At 35.8% G+C, this 20,379-nt stretch carries 17 protein-coding genes; 7 read left to right on the top strand and 10 right to left on the bottom strand.

The window, feature by feature from the left end:
• Positions 1–2: 2 nt before the first annotated feature.
• Positions 3–458 carry a DUF6730 family protein gene (locus ES765_RS10975; RefSeq protein WP_138114224.1) on the top strand — a complete coding sequence of 152 codons (456 nt, stop codon included), beginning with the start codon at positions 3–5 and terminating at the stop codon, positions 456–458.
• 640 nt (positions 459–1,098) lie between these two features.
• Here ES765_RS10975 and ES765_RS10970 read toward each other — a convergent pair.
• The 9 genes from ES765_RS10970 to ES765_RS10930 all read right to left on the bottom strand — a co-directional run bounded on the left by ES765_RS10970 (position 1,099) and on the right by ES765_RS10930 (position 10,380).
• Positions 1,099–1,335 carry a hypothetical protein gene (locus ES765_RS10970; RefSeq protein WP_138114221.1) on the bottom strand — a complete coding sequence of 79 codons (237 nt, stop codon included), beginning with the start codon at positions 1,333–1,335 and terminating at the stop codon, positions 1,099–1,101.
• Between the two features lie 184 nt (positions 1,336–1,519).
• The gene (locus ES765_RS10965; RefSeq protein ID WP_138114218.1) at positions 1,520–3,247 is read right to left on the bottom strand and encodes a T9SS type A sorting domain-containing protein; all 1,728 of its coding nucleotides are present in this window, start codon (positions 3,245–3,247) and stop codon (positions 1,520–1,522) included.
• Between the two features lie 12 nt (positions 3,248–3,259).
• Positions 3,260–3,859: an outer membrane beta-barrel protein gene (locus ES765_RS10960; RefSeq protein WP_138114215.1), complete on the bottom strand. Its 600-nt coding sequence runs from the start codon at positions 3,857–3,859 to the stop codon at positions 3,260–3,262.
• 498 nt (positions 3,860–4,357) lie between these two features.
• A complete protein-coding gene (locus ES765_RS10955) occupies positions 4,358–4,564 on the bottom strand; it encodes a hypothetical protein (protein ID WP_138114213.1) in 207 nt (68 codons plus the stop codon).
• A gap of 203 nt (positions 4,565–4,767) precedes the next feature.
• Positions 4,768–5,745, bottom strand: a complete 978-nt coding sequence (locus tag ES765_RS10950; RefSeq protein WP_138114210.1) for a nucleotidyl transferase AbiEii/AbiGii toxin family protein — start codon at positions 5,743–5,745, stop codon at positions 4,768–4,770.
• Positions 5,742–6,473: a DUF6088 family protein gene (locus ES765_RS10945; RefSeq protein WP_138114207.1), complete on the bottom strand. Its 732-nt coding sequence runs from the start codon at positions 6,471–6,473 to the stop codon at positions 5,742–5,744. The genes ES765_RS10950 and ES765_RS10945 overlap by 4 nt, the downstream gene beginning before the upstream one ends.
• Before the next feature lie 454 nt (positions 6,474–6,927).
• A complete protein-coding gene (locus tag ES765_RS10940) occupies positions 6,928–7,989 on the bottom strand; it encodes a site-specific integrase (RefSeq protein ID WP_138114204.1) in 1,062 nt (353 codons plus the stop codon).
• Positions 7,990–8,608: 619 nt separating this feature from the next.
• Positions 8,609–9,361 carry a LytR/AlgR family response regulator transcription factor gene (locus ES765_RS10935; RefSeq protein WP_138114201.1) on the bottom strand — a complete coding sequence of 251 codons (753 nt, stop codon included), beginning with the start codon at positions 9,359–9,361 and terminating at the stop codon, positions 8,609–8,611.
• Positions 9,358–10,380, bottom strand: a complete 1,023-nt coding sequence (locus ES765_RS10930; protein WP_138114198.1) for a sensor histidine kinase — start codon at positions 10,378–10,380, stop codon at positions 9,358–9,360. The genes ES765_RS10935 and ES765_RS10930 overlap by 4 nt, the downstream gene beginning before the upstream one ends.
• 583 nt (positions 10,381–10,963) lie before the next feature.
• On the opposite strand from ES765_RS10930, the gene ES765_RS10925 reads away from it, so the two are divergent.
• From ES765_RS10925 to ES765_RS10900, 6 genes are all read left to right on the top strand, one after another.
• Complete coding sequence (locus ES765_RS10925) at positions 10,964–12,112, top strand: glycoside hydrolase family 18 protein (RefSeq protein WP_212744234.1); 1,149 nt, start codon at positions 10,964–10,966, stop codon at positions 12,110–12,112.
• Positions 12,113–12,161: 49 nt separating this feature from the next.
• A complete protein-coding gene (locus ES765_RS10920) occupies positions 12,162–14,609 on the top strand; it encodes a glycoside hydrolase family 9 protein (protein ID WP_138114195.1) in 2,448 nt (815 codons plus the stop codon).
• A gap of 63 nt (positions 14,610–14,672) precedes the next feature.
• Positions 14,673–15,500 carry a ChbG/HpnK family deacetylase gene (locus tag ES765_RS10915; RefSeq protein WP_138114192.1) on the top strand — a complete coding sequence of 276 codons (828 nt, stop codon included), beginning with the start codon at positions 14,673–14,675 and terminating at the stop codon, positions 15,498–15,500.
• A gap of 47 nt (positions 15,501–15,547) precedes the next feature.
• Complete coding sequence (locus ES765_RS10910) at positions 15,548–16,720, top strand: DUF5009 domain-containing protein (protein ID WP_138114189.1); 1,173 nt, start codon at positions 15,548–15,550, stop codon at positions 16,718–16,720.
• A 13-nt stretch (positions 16,721–16,733) separates the two neighbouring features.
• Complete coding sequence (locus tag ES765_RS10905; RefSeq protein WP_138114186.1) at positions 16,734–17,819, top strand: family 20 glycosylhydrolase; 1,086 nt, start codon at positions 16,734–16,736, stop codon at positions 17,817–17,819.
• Between the two features lie 312 nt (positions 17,820–18,131).
• Complete coding sequence (locus tag ES765_RS10900; RefSeq protein ID WP_138114183.1) at positions 18,132–19,331, top strand: PIG-L deacetylase family protein; 1,200 nt, start codon at positions 18,132–18,134, stop codon at positions 19,329–19,331.
• Between the two features lie 16 nt (positions 19,332–19,347).
• Here ES765_RS10900 and ES765_RS10895 read toward each other — a convergent pair whose 3' ends face one another.
• The gene (locus ES765_RS10895; protein ID WP_138114180.1) at positions 19,348–20,298 is read right to left on the bottom strand and encodes a nitrilase family protein; all 951 of its coding nucleotides are present in this window, start codon (positions 20,296–20,298) and stop codon (positions 19,348–19,350) included.
• Positions 20,299–20,379: the final 81 nt, after the last annotated feature.

Genomic DNA, 20,379 nt, shown 5'->3' with positions numbered 1-20,379 from the left:
CTATGGCAAAACTAGAAGAAATAGCAGAATTGTTAACGGAGGAAATCAAAGAATTTGAAAACTCGGTCAGTCGCATGGAAGAGCTGCAAGCTTTTCTGATGAACTACAAGATCAAGCCCGACACTTCGGATATCGACTTTATTTTGAGGCGATACAATGACGATCAAAAGAGAGCCATTGACGACCAACATAAACTGATGGCGAACGTGGTATCCTACATTAAAAAGTCCATGACGATTCCGAAATGGGCCATAAAGCTGTTTTGTGGACTGTTCGCCTGTATCGTTTTGGTGTTGGGCTTCTCCGTTTACAAGGTTTCACGGATCTCCGATATAAAACAGGAAGCTTATGGACAGGGAGAAGAAAAGGCCGTCGGGCATTTCAAGGCGTTCCTCGAGGCCAGCCCGGAGGCAAGCGCACGCTATCAAGAATGGAGAGAACCCAAAAGCAAAAAGTAGCATGCGCCCTATCCGGTTTTTGCTTTACGCTTATCTGCCGGAACACTACAAAAACCGGCCAGGATCCAGGCGCAGGTAAGTTTTGGTAAGATTTGGGGGCTTCTACCAATTATGACTATTTGGAATTTATTTGAAAGTCGGATTAATGCTGGGCTTGATACACTATAATTTTAGTTGAATGGAATCATGGTTATTTAAACGTTATGGGCAGCGTGGTAATACTTTTTCTAAGAACTATGTATCTCTTTAAATAATTGGGTAAGCAATGTGATTAAAGAGCCGTTTATTAAAACCATCGCATTGGAGACATGTGCTTTTCATAGGAAATCAAATGTTGCTCCTCTTTATGTTATATTTAAAAATTTTAAAAGTCCATAAAGCTCTTGCCTGTTGTTCCAAAATCCCGTGATTATTATTTGGGCTTGTTGAATTTGATAGAGAATACTATAATGGGCCAAAATTAAAGCTCAAGTATCTTTAAGGTCCGTATGCTTTCCCATTTCAGGAAACTGCTTTAACAATGACGTTCGCTCTCTAATCACTACGTTCAATCTTTGAGCGTATTGATTGCTTTTATTCCACTTGTTTCACTAATTGAAAATGTAGTTTCTTTGTATTTTCGCAATTTGTGTCTAAAATATTAGTAGACCATCCATTCAGAGTCCTCTTTTTTAAGGTCACTTTCGGATATCAAATTACCGTTCGCAATAGCAGTTTCGTTCAATATAAGCATTTCAATTTGATGAGAATCTAGTATTAATTGGTCAGCCGTTTCGGTCGAATTGAGTATGTTCTCGATAGCAGGTAATAATTCTTCATCTGTGGCGACCATAGTTCGTTCAATCAATCTGATTTTTAAAATGTTCAGTGTTTTCATCAACCGATTATTATATAAATTCGGCAATTTCATGGCTTAAAGTACATGTTAGGCAATCGTTGTAGCTATGTCACAAAGTTGAACATGACCGTTTAAATCTTCAAAACCTATTATGGCCCTTTACAAAATAAAAAGCGGTCCTATATTTTATAGAACCGCTTTAGCTATGGTGCAAACGGTTATTTTAGTTCATATATATTTTGTGGCTCTCCTTTTCCCCATCAATGTTTACTTCAATAATATACATACCTGAGGGAATATCTTCAATACCGATCGTAGTGCTTGAACTAATTATTTTGATACTTTTCAGTTCCTTACCGTTCGTATCGTAGATTATGGCCCTTATATCAGAATTGGTTGTGATTTCTTGGTTGCTCAGTTCTATATTGATAAAATCCTTGGCGGGATTCGGATAAATCTGAGTGCCCGATCCGGCCGGTCTTGGAATTCCTCCACCGCCACCACCGTGCGTAACACTTAACTTCCTTGCCCCACTTGTACCACAAGCATTTACGGCCATTACCTGAATTTGACCTGGATTGCCTCCCAAACCTGTAAATACTTGTATGGAATTAGAAGAACTATAATTCGTACGTTTTTGCCAATTCTGTCCCGAGTAGTTAAAGTTGGTAAAGGTATCATAAGGGTAGGGCAGCCACCAAATATAGGATGTAGCGCCTGGAACACTTGCAACACTATAGTTTACTAGCGCACCGGTCAAAACTGAAGCTGGCCCGGAAATGGCCCCTGGAACATTGACAATACCTAACTGAAAATCTATAGATTTAGTTATGGTTTGATTGCACGAATTCGTAATTGTGGCGGTTAGCGTAATGGGGCCGCTTCCAATTTTGGTTACGGTCGTTGAATTACCGGAAGTGGTACTCAAGGTTGCTTTTGATGGGATAGATACAACCCAAGAGGTTACGGATTGCCCGGCCAGCAAACCGCTCATGGTATATGTTGAACTAGAACATACTGTACTACTGCCCGATATCGAAGCATTACTTGTAAACGCGCTACGGGATACTACAGAAGTTCGCGTGGGTTGTGCTACTCCATTTAAAGAAGGAGTCACCGTAACGGTGCCAGGTAAGGTAGTTGAGGAATTCGGTGTTAGGGATACGGAGCTCATAGAGGTATTGACTGTACCCGACCAACCGGGGTAGCCCCATTGATAGGTCATAGTGCCCGGTGAATTGTATACATTATTCACGGTAAACACAATTGGTGTTGTTACACCACAGGCTATACTATTAACATTCGATGTTAACGTAAATGTTGGTGGCGGTGGCACTTCAAAAATTTGAATTTTTTTGATGTAAATTGTTTGTAAATGTTGTGAACTTGAAATTATGTTGTTTAAACTAAAAGTGCCAATGCCTAAACTAGATTGTGCAGCGCTTAAAAAGTCTGATTCAAATGTATATTCCGTGAAATCTGTAGCACCATTTACAATTTTGAACCAATTACTACTACTCGAGGAGAATGTGCCGTTATTGGCATTTACAAACTTTAATCCATCGCATGCTGGATCGATACCACTTGGGTCAAAATTACATTTAAGACCTGCTGGCTCGTTATACGTATTATTGTTTTTGGCAGTTATTTTTACAGTATACTTATAATCTTTTTTAAAAGTACCAGTTATCGCAAATTCCGTTCCTTTCTGATTTGTTCCACCAGTATTATAATTAAATTTTAGCTCGAGAGCACCTTGACCAGAATTTTTGGTTACATCTCCTCTTTTAGTTTCGTGAAAAATATTTTGAACAGGAATTAGTACACCAAATACGTCACAAGTAGTTGATGGATTTGGTGTAAACGTTGCATAATCTAATGTCACAAGTTGTGCATTAGAAGTTGTTATTGTTAAGATAAACAACACGAAAAGTAATTTTATGTGGTTCATGATTTTTTGATTTTATTTTTTAGTTAAAAATATTTGAAAGCCTAAACTAACTTGAAAGTTGTTTTCGGTAGTATCATTCACCCCTGTAAATTTTGTGGAAGAATAATTCAGGCCCAATTCCATAGCCACAGAACTATTTAAAAAGATAGTTGGTCCGGCACTGATTGCATACCCATGTATGTTATCTTCAAGCTCACCGCTAGCAACAGCTTTACTTCCAAGGAAATATTCTCCATCAAGAAAAATATTCACCAACTTTTCAGGTTTTAGAAAATAATATCTTGAGTAAATACCATAATTCAACAAATGTCTGTCTGTTCCGGTATATGTTTGTACCTTATAATCCGAATACCCAAGCCTAACCCCTGCTTGAAGCTTATCTACAAAACAATACCCTGCATTGGCATTAATATCAAATTCAGTAAATTTTAATTTACTAAGTTCTTTAAATTGATTTTGATATCTATTTTTGTTAGAAAAAGAGGCGTCACCGCCAAACATCCAATTGCCTTTGGTTATTTGAGAATTTGCTGTTGTTGCAAAAAATAAAAAGTAAATAGGGAGCAGTTTAATAAGGGTATTCGCCAAAGATTTTAAATTTTTTATATTCATTTAGTTGGTGATTTAATGATTTGTGGAGGCAAGTTTTCTATCCAATAAAAGGCTTTTCATGAAGCCACTTTCTCTATATGACTTATATTCATTTATATATCAATTTTTATCTAATCACAATAAAGTTGAAATTAATTCGTGCTTTAGCAAAAACTGCATCTTAAACAACTCAAGCTTCTATTCCTAATTAGAAGATATATAGAATTAGTAGAGCTTTATTGATAGTAATCTTGTTTTCATTTAAATTATTTTTAGGTTGAAAAAAAGTAGTAAGCACTGCTTTTCCCAAAAGCTGGCTTACGCGTTCAAAAAAGAGATACCGTCTTACATAGGTTAAATTAGGTGAGTTAAATGTAGGATAAAAAAGAATTGAAAACACAAAATTTTTATTATTATATTATTATTTAAATTATTGACAATCAGTTATTTAAATAATTATTTATTATTTAAATTTGAACAGTACTTGTCAATTATAGTAAAATAATTGTCTTTATTTCATTAAGGTTGTAGGAAATTTCTATAGCTTAAAATATTTACTATAATTCTTTTATTACTGGTTAAATTCAATTCATTAATAGGCAAATCTAAAGCAACCAATATTGAAACTTCATTTCCACGATCTGTTAGTGAAAAGTCCTTGAGTATTTTTACCTTTTCAATTGTTGGGGCAAGAATATCCCTTAATTCTTCATCTATTTCACGCAAAAGATGTGCTTATAGTTGTAATTTGAATTTAAAGGATTTGTTATGAAGAATGCTCAATGAATTCATATAAAGGGATGATATCTTTTCTCCAATACTTTTTAAACCGCTATATATACATATATTCTGTTGGTTTTCATTAATTTCCATGTATCGGAATTAGTATAAATTGTGCGTTAGCATTATAAATTCTTAATAACTCAATACTAAAAAGTAACAATCCAAGTAATCGTTCGCAATCGTTCTCCCACTTTCATAATCGTCATCAAAATATCCTCCTCATTTGGCAACTCCCCATAAACCAAAAACTTAAAGTCATTCTGATAGGTATCTTTAAGCTTATTCCACGTTTCTTCAGGTTTTTTAAAAATTAGGGCTTCTTTGGGATGGTATTGTAACCAGTCATTATTGTTCTTAAAACTTTGCACATCGTCATGTGCTACTTTTAGCAGCATACTATCAAAAACATCCGAAGAGAAAAACGCTTGAATCGTATCATCTTTTAGTAGCTGATGAATATCATATATATGCCTGATTTTTGCATTCAAGTCTACAATAGGGGTTTTGGTGTGTGAAAACCGAACCAAACTCATTATTTTTTCACAAAATGTTCTTCTGGAATCCAACACAAGAGCCTCAAAAGGCAATAGTGCATATTCTTCAGCGATGCTTGTTTGGTTGGTAGCCATCATCATATCAAAGATATAGGTATTCAGGACTCTCTTAGAATAAGGTTCAAAGTAGCCGAGCCATGTCGCCTCTATGATAATTACATGCCTTACTTGTCCATAAGTACCTTTGAAAATCTTGGGATAGTTATACGCTATTTTCCGAATCATCCCCAATTTATTGGTAATTCCTTCCATAGCTACTTCGGTAAACGGTGCGGTTATTTCCCTTGTTATTTTTTTGAGTTTGTTTTTTAATTGATTCCCTGTTTCTTCTTCTCTTCGCAAAACGACCAAGTCAATATCCTCAGAAAAACGGTCGATGTACGTGTAACACTTTGATAAGGCCGTGCCTCCCTTAAATATGACTTCATCTTTGATGGCACTTTCATAAATGAGTTTTAGAGCATAGCATACCCAATAGTCCTTTTCGATGTAGATATCTGAAATACCCATCCGCTGTGCGGTTGCTTGTACCGCTTGTCTGAAAAGTTCTTCGTTTTCGTGCAACTTCATTTTATATTCCAGTATTTAGCATTTGACAACACCTTTTCAGAAATGCCAAGATTATAAACCGTTATGGGGTTTAATGTATCTTGAAGATCTCTTATTTCAGTTTCTGCCTTACAATCAATCTCTCTTAGCAGCGCACCTAATAATGCTCTTGTTGCCGGGGAATATTTAAAAGCCAATTTTATGATTTTTCTTTGTTCGCTACTATTCAGTTCGCGCAACAATACCATAAATCGAATGCAGCTTTTAGCAATATTGCTATCCGGTATTTTCTTTACGTAACGCATGGCATCCAATAATTGCAATAGCGGAATGTTTTCTTTATTGATCGTATTTTTTTGTTTGATGAACGAGATTCTAAAACGGCCTCTTTTAAAAGAGGGTCTTATTTCCCGCTTACCAATTTGTATCGTATTACTAACTTGTGTGGTAAGGCCTAGGGAATTATAAACACTATACCCCGTAATGTACCCCACAAGTTTGCCGTCTTCTTCCAATAAATCTTTTACAATTTGATTCTGGTCAGGTAACAAAGTACCGAATACCGTTTCTTGGGGTTTATAGTATTTGCCTTTGGATAATTTATAAATCTTGCCGGAAGTGGCCATTCGATTCAGATGTTTGATCACGGCTTCCCTTTTGGCCACCTCATTCATAAAATCTATATAGGTGAATACATACCCCTTGGGCAACTTATTAATCTTATCTTCAATGTATTCAGAGGTTTTCATTGGAAATTGTTTCTACAAAGATATTTAAAATGTCCAGTTTATTTATTAAAAAACTGGACATTTTTTAATAAGTTATGATAATTTTAGTTGCATCACATATGTAGCTTTTTTACAGTTACAGTTTGAATTCTTTTTTTAAAAAACAGAACTAGAAGCCTGATATGTCAAGTTTTTTGCGCAAAAAACTTGACATTCATAATAAAATTATAGCTTCTAATCTTATTTTACAACTATCATTTTGGTTACTCCAACAAAGTCAGTATATATGGGCAATAGTTTGTTTAACAGTTAATTAATACTTACATCAAAAGGCTTAAGTCTTATTACACGATGTTCCTGCGGAAGTTGAAAAACCTGAGGTTTTCCAACACCCTCGGCACCGCGCATAACAGCATGGAGCGTAAAAAAAACGCTCCATGCCCTTATCTTGCCCGCGCTCGATTACTGCTCATAATTAAGCAATCTCTAAAGCTGGAAGATTATCAATGGCCTCATCTTGGAGCTTGTTGATGAAGTTCAAATATTTTAAGGTGCTTTTGGTAGAGCTATGCCCCATAGCATCGGCAACCGTTTTTAGGTTTGCACCATTCATAAGCAGCAAACAAGCAAAGGTATGTCTGGCGCAGTAGAAAGTAATATGTTTATTGATTTCCGCTCGTTGAACCCAATAACCGATTGTTTTATTCAGGCCATTTATACTAATATGTTGAACATTAAAAATAAAATCGTTCTTCCTTCCAGGCATACCGATTATAGCAAGAGCCGTTTGGTTCAATCGATTGTTGATCAGTTCTCCAGTCTTTTTCCTATGAGTAATTAGGCGACTTTTATTGATATTCCCCCAAGTCAACTCTCTAGTTTCGGCAAAACCTAACGAAGTATAACAAGCGAACAAGAAGGCTTTCTTTACTTCTTTATTGCCACAACGTGTATTGGCAAGTTTCTGTAATTCTTCACCATCGAGCACTTGCTTCCTCAACGTATCGTCTTTGTGAGGATTTGAGAACCGTATATCTTCCGTAGGCATCACTTTTATATACCCTTGAATTTTAGCTGACTTTAAAATTTTCTTGAATCTTGTAAAGTAGTTATGAGCCGTTTCTCCTGCAAGTCCTGAACTATGGATAAGATAATCTTTATAGGTTTCCATTATGGAAGGAGTTATCTGAGAAATTTTCAATCTAGGGTTGTCAATAGCCAATTTGAATTTTGCAACCGCATTGGCCACTATACGAACATCCTTAAACTTATACGTATTGATGAAGTGCTCAGCAAACAAAAAGAAGTTTTGATTTTTTAAATGCTGTGGTATGTGACCTGTTTCATCGGATAGTATTTCCAATTCACGATTTGCCCTTAATCTGTCAGCCAACCTTTTCTTTTCATTTCGGTCAGCGTCTTTTGGCGACAATCTGATTTTGAGAAATTCTCGCCATCGTTCTCCATTATGGTGTATATCCAAATACAAACTTTTTTCTCCTGATTTTAGCTTTCTACTTCTTAATTGTACAGACATAAAAGTGACGGTTGAGTGACGGTTTTCATCTAAAAATAGGAAATAAAAGGAAAGCGAAGCAAATTTTTAACATTTTAAATTACTGATTTACAGTCATTTGGCCTCATATGGTTTCATTTGATATTAAATGAATATTCCCGCCTCGAGTACAGCAAGGGAAAGCCGAGATTTACATCTCGGCTTTTTTATTAGAGGTAAAACATAGGTGCAACACTTGATTTTCTCTCGTTTTTCGTAATAATGAATAGGTTCGTATGTTTCTAGATTATGAATGACCTAAGTCGTTCTTATTCGGATTTCAGATAAGCTACTTAGCTATCAAACTAAAGTATTTTTGATGCACGCCTTTTTAGAAAGGATTACACTTTAATTTTTGATGATTTCCTTAACGTAAATAACCATCCTGTTTGTCTTCGATTAACGTTGCAAAAAAAAATATTTTTCGAGCTTCGTTAGAAGACTAGAGAGTGGATTACCAACCTTGTTCGTTTCAAGTCATTATTAAATAGCCTCCCTTTTTTTATATGATGCGATTACAATAATCACAGAAAATAATTGGGGCAGCATAACTAACTATTTCCTGTTTAAAAAATTTAAGATAGTCCTTCCCCAGTTGTTCTCAATTTATCTCACCGCTTTTAGGAGGTATAAAATTCTTGGGAAAGATTACATTGCCGTTAAGAATTAGCTCCTTTACCTTTTTTATATAAATTCTACCAATAGGCACGATTTTGTTTTTGATCTCAATTCGATTACCATCAAGTGATTCTACTTTGTTGATTGCTACAGCATATGATTTGTGAACTCTTATAAAATTTTCAGAAGGCAGTTCTTCAACAATACTTGATAATGCTTTATATGCAATGCGGTAACCGGTCGTTGTATGAAGTTTAATATAATCTTTTAAACTTTCTATATAGAGAATTTCATTTAAGACGACTTTTACCATCTTCTTATCTATTTTAAGAAAAATATGGGGTTCTGATGCCATGCGTACTACTTCTTCTTTTCTTACATTTAGCCTATCACTAAGTTTATTTGCTGATTTTAAAAATCGATTAAAAGGGATAGGTTTAACCAAATAGTCAAGAACATCAAGCTCGTAGCTCTCTAATGCATATTCACGATACGCGGTTGTAATGATAATAAAAGGATAAATTTTTAAGGTGCGTAGAAAATCAAGGCCGGTAATTCGTGACATATTGATATCCAAAAAAACAACATCAATACTTCCGCTTTTTATATCCTGAAGGGCATCTATGGCATTGGTATACGTATTTACTACGGTCATAGTATCCAGTTTTTTAATATAGGATTCCAATACACTTATAGCAAGAGGTTCATCATCAATTATCAAACAATTTATTTTCATTTAAGGGGGATTTTTAAGACAACTATATATTCATTTTCAGTAGGATAGTTTTTCAGTTGAAACGTATTTCCGTAGTTCAAATCAAGCCTTCTTTTTACATTTATAATTCCTATGCCAGACTTGACTTTGGGAAAATTATCTTGTTCATAACTGTTCACTAATACAAATTCAAGCTCTTTTTCATCCCTTTTAAAAGTCATTTTAATACATATTTTCCCTGAACTCAACTGGCCATGCTTAAAGCAATTTTCGACAAAAGGAAGAAATAAAAATGGAGGAAGTAATATATCATCTATTTCACCTATAATTTCGACATTAGAATCAACCAAATCACCCCTCCTAATCTGCTCTAATTCTATATAGTTCCGTACATAGTTAATTTCTTTAAGCAAAGGTATTTTCTTTTTGTTCAAATCATATAAAACGTATTCCATGATTTCTGACAATTTCAAAACCACTTCCGCTGCTTTTTCAGATTTTTTCAACGTCAGGGCATACAAACTGTTCAAGGTATTAAAGAAAAAATGAGGTTGAATTTGTGCCTTTAGGTAGTTCATTTCAGTTTCGGTTTGAAGCTCTAAAAGTTGATTGTTCTTGTTCAGTTGAATGACATAATCAATGGTAAATTTAATGCCCGATACCAATGCTAGCACATAAATTTCTCCAAGTGTAATGGCAATAATATGATTAAAACTGAATAAGTCACTCTCCCCTTGCACTATAGGCGATGTGTCAGTCGTTACAAGCCAGTAAACAAGGCCGATTCTTACGAAGTAGTTTATTCCAAGGACAATTATTAATGAGGTAATGTAAGATTTGTATTTCTTGCCGATTATAAATTTGGGAACTAAATAGTAAATATTAAAATACACGATAATAATATGTAATGGAAACTCTATCAAATTCGATTTAAAGGAATACCAATAATCGTCAAAATAACTGCCCCATCGAATTGAATTAAAAGCAAAATAAAGGAGCCAAAATAGGATATGGTACTTGCGAGATATGGTTAGTCTCATATTTTTTTCGATATTCCAGATCACCTTAGCGTATTAAATTAAGTGTATTTTAATTAGGTGAAAAGTAGTGATATGTCAATCGTTTTCAAAATTCTTTAAGAGTAATGTCATTATATTCAAACCTTCAATGACGGTTATCTAAAGAGACGAGCCGTTGATCAACAAATATGTGCAGTTTAGATAAAAATAAAATTGTCGCTATATAATAATCTTATTTTCGGTTCGGAAAGAACTAGTTAAGTTTTTGATATGCATTTCATATCGACACAAAAGTCTCAATAAACGCTAATAAAATCAAGCGTATTTTTAAAACGATTATATAAAGTGAATTCGGAATTTATAGTTGATGAACTACTAAAGAACGGATTTAGTTTAAAAATACTTTATAGGGTTGAACAATCAGAACCTATACAAGTTCTCAATAGATGGCCATTTTGAAGTAGTGTCATCAGCGAATGTTGGATATGGTTTTTAGGTAAGCTCAATAGTATTGAAAATTGCGATTACAAGAATGGTTATAGTCAAAGAATATTTGGCTTTAGGATTAACGAAAGATAATTAAGCACTAACAAAAAATAGTAGTATGCACTTCAAAAAAATAATTATTCAACTTTCATTAAGCCTAGTATTGGGTCTGTCTAGTATTCAGTGTTTAATGGCGCAAAACATCAAAAAACCAGTTATTATAGGTTATGTAGGGGGTTATAATGGAAACCTTATTGAAACAAATAAAATTGATACCAAAAGGCTTTCACATATCAATTATGCCTTTGTCGATATTAAAGATAACCTTGCTTGGCTGCACAATGAAAAGACCGATACGGTTAATTTTCGGAAATTGAACGAGCTTAAAAAAATCAACCCTGACTTGAAACTGATGATTTCTGTGGGAGGGTGGACTTGGAGCAAACATTTCTCAGACGCAACGCTGACCGATGAATTAACCATGAAATTTACTAAAAGCGCTGTAGATATTGTTGAGAAATACAACTTTGATGGTGTGGATATAGACTGGGAATACCCTGGTATGAAGGGTGATGATAACACTTTTAGGTCAGAAGATGGAAAGAATTACACTAACCTGTTTAGGTATTTACGTGAGCAACTTGATGCATTGGGAAAAAAAACCAAAAAACAATATTTTGTAACAACTGCTATTGGTGGTTCAAGAGAGTTTTTACAGCATACCGAAATGGAGGTTGCACAAAAGTACCTCGACTACATAAACGTAATGAGCTACGATTTTGACAATACGTACGACAATTTGTCTTCGCATCATCAAAATTTATATGCTCCAGAGAACAGGCCCTATCTGTATTCTGCAGATTTAACTATACAGAATCTGAAAAAAGTAGGTGTTGATCTTTCAAAAGTTGTCATGGGCATAGGATTTTATGGCAAAGGAAAAGTGGTTGCAAGTACAGACAACAATGGGCTGTATCAAATTCCCGTTTCACCAAAATCTGGCGGCGGTTACTCTTTTATAAAAGATAGTCTAGTAAATAAAAATGGGTATGTGCGTTATTGGGATGAGGAGTCAAAAGCTCCTTATCTGTTTAATAAAAAAGAGAAACATTTTATTACGTACGATGATGAAGAATCGGTAAAATTAAAATGTGATTATATACAAGAACATGGACTCGCAGGTGCCATGTTTTGGACCTATTTCAGCGACCCTAAACTCTATCTAATTAGCGTGTTGAACAAAGAATTCAGTTATAATCAACAATAAAGTGAACAGAGTATTCGAATAACAAAAGAATGTCAAAAAATAGAACATAATGAAAAAAATATTGATTTTACTAGCATTGGTTCTTTGTGCCACCAATTTTTTATGGGCTCAAATAGATGAAAAATTAAAAAAGGATATTCGCAATACGGGCTATCTCCACAATAGTCCACTACCGCTTGATTACAGTAAGTCTTTTGAAGTTTTTGGATTAACCAAAAAAGTAGTCAAGAGTGATTTGTTCAGTGATATGGAAGACCTGAATGGATGGTCTCACGAAGGTATTGGTGGACTGAAACTTACAAAGGAGAGAAGTATATCAGGAAAAAACAGCCTGAGGTTGACAGCACCCACAACCTACCCTCAATTTTTAGATTGGGGATTAGGTTTTGGCACTTCGATGGCTAGTTTCGACGTAAATGGGGCTAACTGGGAAAAATATAACCGGATAAGACTGTTCATCTATCCCAATTGTGAAGGTGACCGTAGTATCTATCTGAATCTATATATAGAAAATGATGGAAAGATCAAAGTCCCCGACAAATATGGGCGTGAAGGTATCCATGAAATGAATTTGATCAACGGACAATGGAACGAAGTCTTTGTAGAAATGCCTGAACTACCGCGTGATAAAGTAACCAAACTAAAATTCGCCATTGAAGTATTTGGCAAAGAACGAACTATGGGCGATTCGCTGATATTTGATATTGATGCCGTATCGCTAGAAACCGTTGAAAACCCAGAAGTAGTCAGCGGTTGGACTCCTGCAAAAAATAGAATAATACACTCCACCACCGGATACCGCGTGCAGAGTGATAAATCGGCTATTGTGAGAGTCGAAAAGCACAATGGTAATTTTGAGTTGATTGACCACGCAACAAATGACGTGGTTTACAATGGGAAAATCAATAGAAAGAAAACCCTTATCGGTGATTTTGAGACCATCAACTTTAGTGATTTCAAAAAAGAGGGTCAATATACAATCCGGGTTGGGGAGGTAACTACCAAACCTTTTTATATCAACCAAAACATTTGGGACGATTCCGCTTGGCGAGTACTGAATTTTATCTTTTGTGAACGATGTGGTTATCCGGTTCCTGGTAAGCACGGGGCTTGCCATGCCGACTTGAATGGTACATTTAATGAAAAAGTATTTCCTGTGAATGGAGGTTGGCACGATGCGGCAGATATGTCACAACAAACATTACAAACTGGGGAATTAGCTTATTCATTACTAGAAATGGCTAGTAATGCGAAAGAGAAAAACAATCAAGAACTCTACCTTAGGTTAATGGAAGAGGCAAAATGGGGTCTTGATTATATTCTTAAAACCCGACTAGATGATGGGTATCGTGCCCAAACTTGGGGTACCAATTTATGGACCGATGGTTTTATAGGAACTAAAGATGATTCTACAAAACGCAGAAAAGTAAGGGTCCATGATCGCGCTTTTGAAAATTTTCTTTTTTCGGGAATAGAAGCCTACGCTTCAACGATGATAGCGGATGATGAAATGCTAAAGTTTAATTTACAAAAAGTAGCTATTGAAGACTATGCTTTTGCCAAAGAAAGATTCGACCGCCTTGGATTCGATGAGTTGAGCGGCGGCGGCGGCGGGGACCATGCGGCAATGGCTTCCAATAGCCAGTATATGGCCAATATATCATACAGTGCAAGTTTGTTGTTCAAATTAACAGGAGATCAGTATTACGCCAAGGAAGCTGCCAAGGCAATAAAGTATACCTTAGATTGCCAACGAACCCAACCTTTGAAAGATAAGGATAGATTGCGCGGGTTCTTTTATCGTGACTTAAATAAAAAGTCAATTGTTCATTACACCCATCAATCTCGCGACTTCATTTATATGCAGGCCTTGACTACACTTTGTGAAACACAGCCCGATAATCCTGATTATCAAAAATGGAAAGCATCTATTGAAATGTATGGTGATTATTTAAAAACAATTATGAAATATGTAGATCCCTATGGTATGATGCCAAGTGGAGTATATCATGTGGATGAGGTAAAGGATTCTCTCAATTTTTACAGAGTACAGGTTGGAATTTCCGAAGGGGCCGGAAAAGATTACAAGAAGCAATTGGAAAATGGAGTTAAACTTGATTCAGAGCATTATTTGCGTGTTTTCCCCGTATGGTTCTCTTTCAGAGGTAATGCCGCAGTTCATTTGTCAACAGGTAAAGCAGCCGCACTTAGCGGTAAATTTCTGAATGATAAAAAACTGTTAGATATTGCTGAACAGCAATTATTCTGGATAGTCGGAAAAAATCCTTTCGGACAATCACTTATATGGGGAGAAGGCAGTAATTATGCGCAACAATATACAGCGCTGCTTGGAGAAACCGTTGGTGAGATTCCAGTAGGTATGCAATCTAAATTTAACGGGGATGAGCCTTACTGGCCGCAATTTAATACTGCTACCTACAAAGAAATATGGAATTCATCAGCCACAAAATGGCTGTCGTTAATCTCCGAATTTTAATAAACTTAAATACGTGTAGAAAACACTTAAGCTTTAATTTGTTAATTCTATCACTTAATTAGTATGAAATATTTGTTTTTTATTACGGCGGTATTGTTAGGAGTCTTATGCTCATTCGGGCAAGGCGATTCTTATTTAGTAGTCCGGGGCGATGATATGGGGTTTTGTGATGCCGCAAACCAAGCCAGTATTCATGCTTATAAGAAGGGTATAATGAAATCAATAGAAGTTATTGTGCCAGCACCTAAATTTTATGAAGCTGCAGCATTATTGAGAGAAAATCCGGGTTTAGATGTTGGAGTACATTTATGCCTAACCTCCGAATGGGATAATTACAAGTGGGGACCCTTAACGAATGCCCCAAGTTTGGTTGATTCAAATGGATATTTTGTAAGTACCGAAGCGGATTTGTATACAGCAACTATGGATGAAGCTGAGATTAAAAATGAATTGAAAGCGCAAATAGATATGGCATTAAAATATATCCCACACATAAGCCATTTATCTACGCATATGTTTTTACCGATTACCGATAAACGACTAAATAAAATATGTAGTGAACTATCGCAGGAATATAATCTTCCGGTTGGTTTTGGAACCGATTATGCTGGTAATTTTTGGACAGATGAACCAGATAAAAAGGAAGATGAATTGGTTCATTTTTTGCAAAACATTAAGCCAGGGCTTAATGTTTTTATAATGCACCCGGCCTTAAATAATGAAGAAACAAGAGCTATTTTAGGTAGGGGGCATGATGCAAACGTACGTATGGCTATACATAGGCAAGCTGTTACTGATGCTATTACCAGCGATTTAGTTAAGTCTATTGTTCAAGAAAGAAACATTAAACTAATTAGTTATGCCGATGCTTATAAAATGGAAAAGAAATAAAAATGACTTGATATTGGTTTAATGTTAACTTAAAATTAAACACGTTTATGAGATTGGCATCTATCGATATTTTAAGAGCATTGACCATGTTCTTCATGATTTGGGTAAATGACTTTTGGATACTTGAAGAAGTCCCTAAGTGGTTAGCACATGCTAAACCAAATGAAGATTATTTAGGCTTTTCAGATGTCATTTTCCCTTTGTTTTTATTCATCGTTGGTTTAAGTATACCCTTTGCGATCGAGAATCGTTTGAGTAAAGGCGATAGCCGTTGGTTAATTGCCAAGCATATTTTTATTAGGTCTTTGTCATTGCTGTTTATAGGTGTTTTTATGGTTAACTATGAGACTGCTTATGATGAAGGTATTGTTGTTGGTAAGTATTTTTGGTGCATATTAATGGCAATAGCGGTATTTCTAATTTGGACGAATTGGACAAAAAGTCCAGTATCAAAAAAGTGGCATCGTCCCTTACAGGTTTTAGGTTTTATTGTTTTCATATACTTGGCTATAATTTATAAAGGCGGAGCATCTGGAGAATATTGGATGCGAACACAATGGTGGGGTATCTTGGGTCTTATTGGTTGGGCATACCTTGCTAATGCTCTGGTTTTTATTTTCGTACGAGGAAATTTATCTTTTATGGTGGTTGTCTGGTTGATTTTTAATATTCTTTCCGTTTTAAATCAAAAAGGATTTATTCCCGAATTTAGTGGAGTACTCAACTATTTTCCTACAATATTTAGTGGTACGGTGCCCGCATTTACGACTGCTGGTATTGTGGCTTCACTACTATTTGTTAAATTATCAAATACCAACATAAAACGAAGTTATTTTGTCTTGCTACTGTTAGGTATCGTATGTCTCGTATACGGATTTGGTACTCGTTCACTATGGGGAATTTCTAAGATGCAGGAAACCCCTTCTTGGCTTGCCATATGTTCGGGTATGGGCTTTTTTCTTTTTGTTATTTTGCATTATGTTGCAGATAGAAAAAAAATCACTAGCTGGTCTAGAATAATTGCTCCTGCGGGAACTGCTACTTTAACTTGTTATTTGTTGCCCTATATCATTTATCCTATGCGAAATATTTTGAATTTTGAATTGCCTAAAATTTTGAGTACAGGAATTATTGGCCTTTTGAGCTCACTTATATTTTCCTACTTGGTTGTTGTTCTTGCGGGATTTTTTGAAAAAAAAGGGTTTAAACTAAAACTTTAAAACATACATTATTATGATAAAAAAAATTGCTTTTATAGTCCTGTCTTTTTGTTCAATTGTAGCATTTGGACAATCTGTTTTTTCTGTAAATGGCCTCTGTATTGCGGCGCCAACAAAAGAGAAAGTAAATGAATTTGTTGGTTTTATAGAAACAGAGCTGGCTCCTGGGGGAATAAACACCCTCATTCTTAGAGTCGATTTTAATTATGCTTACGAATCTAGACCAGAATTGAGAGGCGACAACCCACTGAGTAAGGAAGATGTAAAAAAACTGGTAGCGGTTTGTAAGAAGTATAATATCAACCTAATTCCCCAAGTGAACCTATTGGGGCATCAATCTTGGCACAGCGGCCTTGGAAAATTACTGGAGGTCTACCCACAATTTGATGAAACCCCCAATGTTAAACTTCCTGAAAAATATGAGTGGCCCAATGATGACGGGCTATACTGTAAAAGCTATTGTCCCTTAAATCCAGAGGTGCACGAGGTTGTCTTTGATTTAATGGATGAAATAGTGAAGGTGTTCGAAGCCAAGGCTTTTCATGCGGGGATGGATGAAGTTTTTTATCTTGCCCATCCCGATTGTCCACGTTGCAAAGGTAAGAGTCCGGCAAAGTTATTTGCCAACGAAGTCAATAAATTGGAAAGGCACTTAAATGAAACGGAGACTGAATTATGGATTTGGGGAGACCGTCTCATTGATGGCTCCGATTCAGGAATTGGTATGTGGGAAGGTAGTATGAACAATACGGCAGGTGCAATTAATCTGCTTTCAAAGTCTGTGGTCATTTGCGACTGGCATTATGAAAAGGCTATACCGACACCAGCCTATTTTGCTATGAAAGGGTTTCGAGTAATAGCCTGTCCGTGGAGAAAACCTAAAGTAGCGGAAGAGCAGGTTGCCATGATGTATTCGTTCAAACAAAACTCCACCCCTGAAATGGCTGAAAGATATCTAGGGGTGATGCATACTGTTTGGTCTCCTGTAGATAGTTTTCTGAAAGAATATTACAACCCTAATCCTGAAACAGATACAAAAGGCAGTCAGGCCGAATGTTTACGAAGTATGATAGCTGCAGTAAAGAATAGTAACAAATGATATTTCACTATCAGCAATGTACACAGTAAAACACTTAAGCACAAAAAATAAGGACATCATTGATTCGTGAAAAATCATTTTTTGAAACCATAAACATGTAGCTATAGTAGCTAAGGATTTCAAAGAAATCACCTTTGAGCAACGGTTTAATTATTCGGGATATTTATCGATTTTTTAAGGACTACATGATGTTCCACTTAAGAGTTTTACATTAAGTTATAATGGGCACAAGAATTGAGACAATGAGTACATTATTCCCTTACGTCGAACACAAATTATGAATGAATTTATACATACAGTAAAAAAAAAGAAATGAAAAAATACATCATAGCCATAATACTTCTTAGTACTATAAAGTTTGCTTATGCTCAACAATCGTTGCGTGTTTTGGTGATATTCGCTCACCCTGATGAAGGTGAAATTTATGCAGGTGGAGTAGCGGCATTGTACTCCAAACTAGGGCATGAAGTAAAATTTATGTCGCTTACTAATGGTGATGCAGGGCATTATTCCATGAAGCCCAAAGATCTTGCTGAACGCAGATATAAAGAAGCCATGAAGGCCAAAGAAATTTTAGGTTTGTCAGCCTATGAAATATTGGATTACCATGATGGCGTATTGAAAAATACAGAAGAAATAAGGAGAAAAGTAATTAAATCAATTGAAGCCTGGAACGCTGATATTGTCTTTACTTTTTATCCTGCTAAAGGCGGTCATAACGATAATATGAATGCAGGTTGGATTGTGCGAGAGGCATCTGAACAACTAGATCAGCAAAGAATGCCTGTGTTTATGTATATGCGTGATTTTCATACTGCTGCCTTTTCATACATTCCCGATGTTGCTATCGACATAGATGAAGTTTGGGAAACAAAGCTTGCATCATGTGGAGCCCATGAATCTCAAGTGGTCGAGGCAAACCCTAAAGCGGAAGGTGTTTTAGATGAAGTCTTGGCAAGCAAGAAAAAGCAAGCTGAATTTCTATTTCATAATACGATTCCATTCAGTATTGCCAGACCAGATAATTTAATTGCACTACAAAAATGGTATGGAAAAGAAATAGCACAAAATGTAACGTTTGTGGAAGAATTTGAGATTGCAGAGTTTGGTCGTCAACCTAATGATGATGAAGTGTATGAACTATTTCCTATGATAGGTAGAACTTTTACCATATCAGGTAAAGCGAATTGGTTTGATACCGGTATTGATTTGAAAGATGGACAACTCATTGATATAAGTGCTAACGGTAAAATTCTTTGGAATCTTAACGCTAAGAACTTCTGTAACCCTGATGGAGCAACTCCATATACACAGAGGGAAAATAATCCTTTACCTGCTATAGGAACAGGAGCTTTAATAGGAAAAATAGGCAAAGAATCTTCTGATTATTTTTTTATTGGAAAAAGACAGGAAATTAATGCATATAAATCAGGACGGCTGTATTTAGGTATTAATGATGATGATACAAATGATAATGGGGGTATGTACAGGGTGAGAATTAAAATAAAATAAGAGTCACCGACATTGATCAGTCTTTGTCTTTTTTTTCCTTCATCCATACTGGTGTTGTGTCTGATTTGTGGTTTCCGCCAATAATATCTTTATAAAGTTCAGGTCTTCGAGCATTTTTGTATCTCCATCCCCCTGAAAGTTGAATTTTCTCTTTCGTTATTTTTGAAATCGTAATATCGTTTTCGAATGACTTTATTTCCGATAAGACTTCTCCGTATGGGTCGATTATCATCGAATTACCATTTTTTAGCTGTTCACCATCATATCCAATCGGGTTGGTAAACGCATAGTAAACTCCATTGTCGTAAGCCCTTGCCGGTAGCCAACGCATTAGCCAACGTCTACCTTTTGGGCCATCAAATTCCATTCGTAAAGAAACTGGGTCGCTTTCACGATTCTGCCAATATTTATCGTCTACATAATCTCGATGTGGCATTGCAGATGGTGTGCATCCCGTAACGTGGGGTGCGAAAATTAATTCCGCTCCGAGAATGCTTGTTGCGCGTACGTTTTCAATCACATTATTGTCATAGCAAATCAAAATTCCGCATTTCCATCCAAGAAGGTCGAATACACAATATTCATCGCCAGCAGACATGTATTTGTTAATAAACGGATGTATTTTTCGATACTTGGCGACCAAACCTTCTCCCGTAACGCAGATATACGTGTTATATACTTTTCCTTTCGATTTCTCTACAAGACCTGCCAAAATCGGAATATCCAATTCTTTGGAGATTGCAATCAATTCCTGGGTGCTGTTTCCGCTTGGCACATCCTCTGCCAATTCCGTTATCTGTTCTAGACTTAAATCTTTTGTAAAAGTATAAGCGGTAATAGACATTTCGTGAAAACTTATCACGTCGGCACCACTTGATTTTGCTTTTTCTGCAAGTTTTCGGATTATTGATAGGTTGTAGTTTTTATCTCCGTTTTTTGGTTCAAACTGGGCAACTGCTATCTTCATGTTTTGTTGTATAGATAAAGTTTTATCGCTTTTGCAAAACTATAGGCCGCATAGCAATCTGGTTTCATAAAAATAACAACT

The sequence above is a fragment of the Maribacter sp. ACAM166 genome, from assembly GCF_005771495.1.
In the GTDB taxonomy this organism is placed as follows: domain Bacteria; phylum Bacteroidota; class Bacteroidia; order Flavobacteriales; family Flavobacteriaceae; genus Maribacter.
Note: the sequence above shows the minus strand (reverse complement) of the source record. Positions and strands in the feature narration are given on the sequence as shown.